This window comes from Archangium sp. (genome assembly GCF_036389735.1).
Taxonomy (GTDB): domain Bacteria; phylum Myxococcota; class Myxococcia; order Myxococcales; family Myxococcaceae; genus Archangium.
Map to the genome: position 1 here is coordinate 1 of NZ_DASVWK010000285.1, position 3,741 is coordinate 3,741.

General features: G+C 71.9%; 3 protein-coding genes and 1 pseudogene. 2 read left to right on the forward strand and 2 right to left on the reverse strand.

Annotated elements, in window-relative coordinates; all coding sequences use genetic code 11:
• Nucleotides 1-1,684: hypothetical protein (locus tag VF794_RS10110; protein ID WP_331109173.1), on the forward strand; the 1,684-nt coding region annotated here is incomplete at its 5' end.
• Nucleotides 1,685-1,701: 17 nt separating this feature from the next.
• On the opposite strand, the gene VF794_RS10115 is transcribed toward VF794_RS10110, so the two are convergent.
• Nucleotides 1,702-2,313, reverse strand: a complete 612-nt coding sequence (locus tag VF794_RS10115) for a transporter substrate-binding domain-containing protein (RefSeq protein WP_331109175.1) — start codon at nt 2,311-2,313, stop codon at nt 1,702-1,704.
• A 2-nt stretch (nt 2,314-2,315) separates the two neighbouring features.
• Nucleotides 2,316-2,969 carry a hypothetical protein gene (locus VF794_RS10120; protein ID WP_331109177.1) on the reverse strand — a complete coding sequence of 218 codons (654 nt, stop codon included), beginning with the start codon at nt 2,967-2,969 and terminating at the stop codon, nt 2,316-2,318.
• 354 nt (nt 2,970-3,323) lie between these two features.
• Between VF794_RS10120 and VF794_RS10125 the strand changes: the two are divergent.
• Nucleotides 3,324-3,741, forward strand: a pseudogene (locus VF794_RS10125) (hypothetical protein); the annotation flags it as partial.

Genomic DNA, 3,741 nt, shown 5'->3' on the forward strand with positions numbered 1-3,741 from the left:
GGCGGCCTACGAGCTGCTGGCCACCTCCCAGCGCCGGGCGCTCCACCGGGCCGTGGCCCAGTGGTACGAGCGCGTCCGCGGCGAGGAGCCGGAGGTGTACCCCCAGCTGGCGCACCACTGGTTGGAGGCCGCCGAGCTGACGCAGGCCCTGCACTACATGGACCTGGCCAGCACCGCCGCCTGGGGGCAGGGCGCCAGCCGCGAGGCGGTGTACCTCATCGAGCAGGCACTCGCGCTGGAGGAGAAGGCTGGCCTGTCGCACACCGTGCCCCTGCGGCGAGCGCGCTGGTACCGCACCCTGGGCGAGGCGGCCTTCGAGAGCGGCGCCAGTGAGAAGGCCGTCGAGCGCTACCACCAGGCGCTGGACACGTTGGGGCTGCCACTGCCCAGGTCCCGGTTCGGGTGGGTGCTGCGGCTGGGCCGGGAGTTGCTGCACGGGGCGGTGACCGCCTGGTGGCCCCGGCGTCTGCGCGGAGCCCTGTCTCCCGAGCTGCGCGAGCGCCTGTCCGAGGCCGGCCGCTGTGCCACGGAGCTGGCCCGCGAGCGCTACAACGCCATCGACATCCTCGCCATGCTCACCGCCAGCCTCATGGCGGTCAACAAGGCCGAGCGCTCCGGCTCCTTCGCCCTGTCCTCGGACTCCTACAACAACCTGGGCTTCATCACCGGGTCGCTCGGGCTGCGGCGGCTGGCGCAGCGGCTCTTCACCCGCGCCCAAGAGGGCAACGGCCGTGCGCGGTGCAACCAGCATTTCGCCCGCGCGCTCATCGCCCTGGGCACGGGCTCCCTGGCCGACGGCCTGCACGAGGTCACCACCGGCCTGGAGCACGCGAAGACGCTGGGGGACCGCTACTGCATCGTCACCGGGCTCTCCATCTCCGGCACGCTGCTCGAGTTGAACGGGCACTTCACGGAGGCGGTGGAGCGGCAGGAGGAACTGCTCGACATGGCCCGTGCGCAAGGTAACTCGCGCCATGAGTGCTGGGCCAGCACGGGGCTCGCCTGCACGATGTCGATATTGGATCGCCATGAGGAGGCGCAGGCGTGGATCCGTCACAGCCGCGCGAGGCTGCCGGGGGACGACCTGCTCTCGGGCATCGGCTGCCACGCGAACTGGGCCGTCATCCTCCTGCGCGCCGGCGACGTGGTGGGGGCGCGGGAAGAGGGTGCGCAGGCGCTGGCGCTCTGGGAGCAGTCGCGGCTGAACGTGCTGCCGCACCTGGGCGCGCTCACGGACGCCAGCACCGTGTACCTGACGCTGTGGGAGGAGGCGCTCGCCACGGGCTCGGCCGAGGCGGAGGAGCTGGGCTCGGCGGCTCGGAACGTGTCTCGGCGGCTGGACGCCTATGCGCGGCAATTCCGCGTGGGGCGCAGCCGGGCGGCGCGCATCCGGGGCAGCCTGCTGTGGCTGTCCGGGCGGCAGGGGGCGGCACGCAAGGCGTGGACGCAGGCCGTGGAATGGGCGCGGCGGCTGGCCATGCCGGCCGACGAGGCCGAGGCTCTCCGCGAGCTGGCCCGGCACGAGCCAGAGGGCACGGAGGGCCGCTGGGAAAAGCTGGAGCGAGCCTACGCGCTCTTCGCGCGGTTCGGCATGGTGTACGAAGCCCGGATGACCCGGGGGCTCCTGGGCACCCCGGCTGTGGCGGAGCCTTCCTTCGTGAAACGGGACGTGACGGTGGCTTGAGCCCGCTCAAGCGGGGCTCACCGTCGTGTGCCGAGTTCCACCAGCGCATCGGCGAGGCGGTCTATCGCCTCGCCCTCCAGGCCGGTGGAGGCGAGCTCCTCGCGCGCCTTGCGCCGGAGGGTGTCGCGGTCCAGCCCTCCGGGAATGCGCGGCACGAGGGCACTGATGCGAGCGCTGATTCGCGCGAGCGCCGGCTGTAACTCCGCATCGAGCGAGTGCACGGGGCCCTCGGAAGTGACGGGCGCGCGGAGCTGGAGCCGCTTGGCCGCGTCCATCTGCGCCTGGAAGAACGCCGTGAGCGCTTCGTCCCGAGGCGCCGGAACGCCCAGGGCCGCCGCGGCCTCGTGGACATCGGCCCGAGCGGCCGCCACCAGCTCCGGCCAGCGGAAGCGCACCCATTCGAGGCGGTACCCCCGCTCGGATGCGTAGGCTTCCAGGAGCGCGGAGTCGAAGCCGGACACCTGCCCCTCACGCAGCGTGCTGAAGGGCGGGTAGTCGCCGCTCGTTCCCACGCGGAGGACCCGGGTCTCTCGCGAGGGCGGGAGCGCCTCGGGCCGCGTCGCACACGCCGCGAGCAGGGCCAGCACACAGCCCGCGACGAGTGTTTTGACCTTCGAAGGAGGGGACATCCTCAGCCGAGGCTGACAGGGCCCGCGGCGGGAGCCGCCTCGAACTGGCTGACGCCGGAGAACTCCATCGGGAGGCCCGCCTGGGCGCCCTTCAGCACCTGCTGCAGCTGCTGCGGGTTCTCGGAAAGCTGCTTGAGCAGCTCCGGGTTCTCGGCGAGCTGCTTGAGCAGCTCCGGGTTCTCGGCGAGCTGCTTGGCCAGCTCGGGGTTCTCCTGGGCCAGCTTCATCAGCAGCTCGAGCACGCCACCCGCGCCCTCGGCGCCACCCGCCTGCGGAGCGCCACCCGCGCCCTCGGCACCCCCCGCGCCACCCGCGGCCTCCGCGCCCCCCGCCCCCTCGGGAGCGCCGCCACCGCCAGCGCCCTCGGCTCCGGCGGGAGCGCCGCCAGCGGCCTCTCCGCCCTTGCCCTTCTTGCCCTTGCCACCCAGGCCCAGGGCCTCGAGGATCTTGTCCGCGTTCTTCACGCCCAGGGTGTCGAGCAGCTTCTTGAAGCTCTCGGCCAGCCCCTGCGTGTCACCGGCCTTGAGCTTCTCGCCGATGTCCGCGATGAGGCTGTCCACCTTGCCCTTGAGCGACGCGGTCTGCGAGCCAGCGCCCAGCTTGGAAAGACCGCCAAACAGATTGGCCGCACCACTCCTCACGGAAGAAATGCTCACGAATCACCTCATCAGGCAGACAACGGGGGTTGGGCAGAAGCTGCGTCGAAGTGCGCTGGAGTGCGTCTCCACCCTGGTTGTCGGTCCATGTCGGGAAATGTTGCCTGCACAGGGCGGGAAGATTGATTTCTCCTGGAGCTTCAGGCGTTTACACGGTGAAGCCGTGCTCGCCTGCCCGACGGGGGGCCGGCTCGGACGTGGTGCCACCTGCCCCGGCAGGCGATGCCGTCCCGGAGGGACATGTACAAGCTCGGCGGGCTCGTATGCGGCGGGTGCGCGGGGGGCGGGGTGATGCGTGGATGGGGATTGTGTCTCGCCGTGTGTCTGACCTGGGGCTGCGGTGTGGAGCAGGAGTTGCCTGAGTCCGTGGACACCACCTCGGCGCCCTTGGAGGAGACCCGGGCCCCGGGCGCCACGCGCTGGGTGCGGACGGTACGCGACACCGTCACCGGGCTCGTCGTGGCGGTGGACAAGAAGGACAACACCTTCCTCTTCCTCACGTATGAGACGGGCCGGGTGGACCTCGGGGGCGGCACGCTGCCGGGAGACGCGGGCATTGGCCTCGCGAAGCTCTCGCCGGACGGCAAGCACCTCTGGTCGAGGGGCTTTCCCACCAGCGGCGGCATCCTGCCCCTGGTGCGGGCCCTGGCGGTGGACGCCGCGGGCAACCTCTACGTCACGGGGGTGCACTTCGATGGGGCGCTGAGCCTCGGGGGCGCGCCGCTGCCGGCGGGGGCCTTCGTGGCGAAGTACGCGCCGGACGGCAGGCACC

Excerpts from the sequence above, each read along its gene's own strand:
- VF794_RS10115 (WP_331109175.1), bottom strand. The coding sequence starts at position 2,313 with ATGTCCCCTCCTTCGAAGGTCAAAACACTCGTCGCGGGCTGTGTGCTG.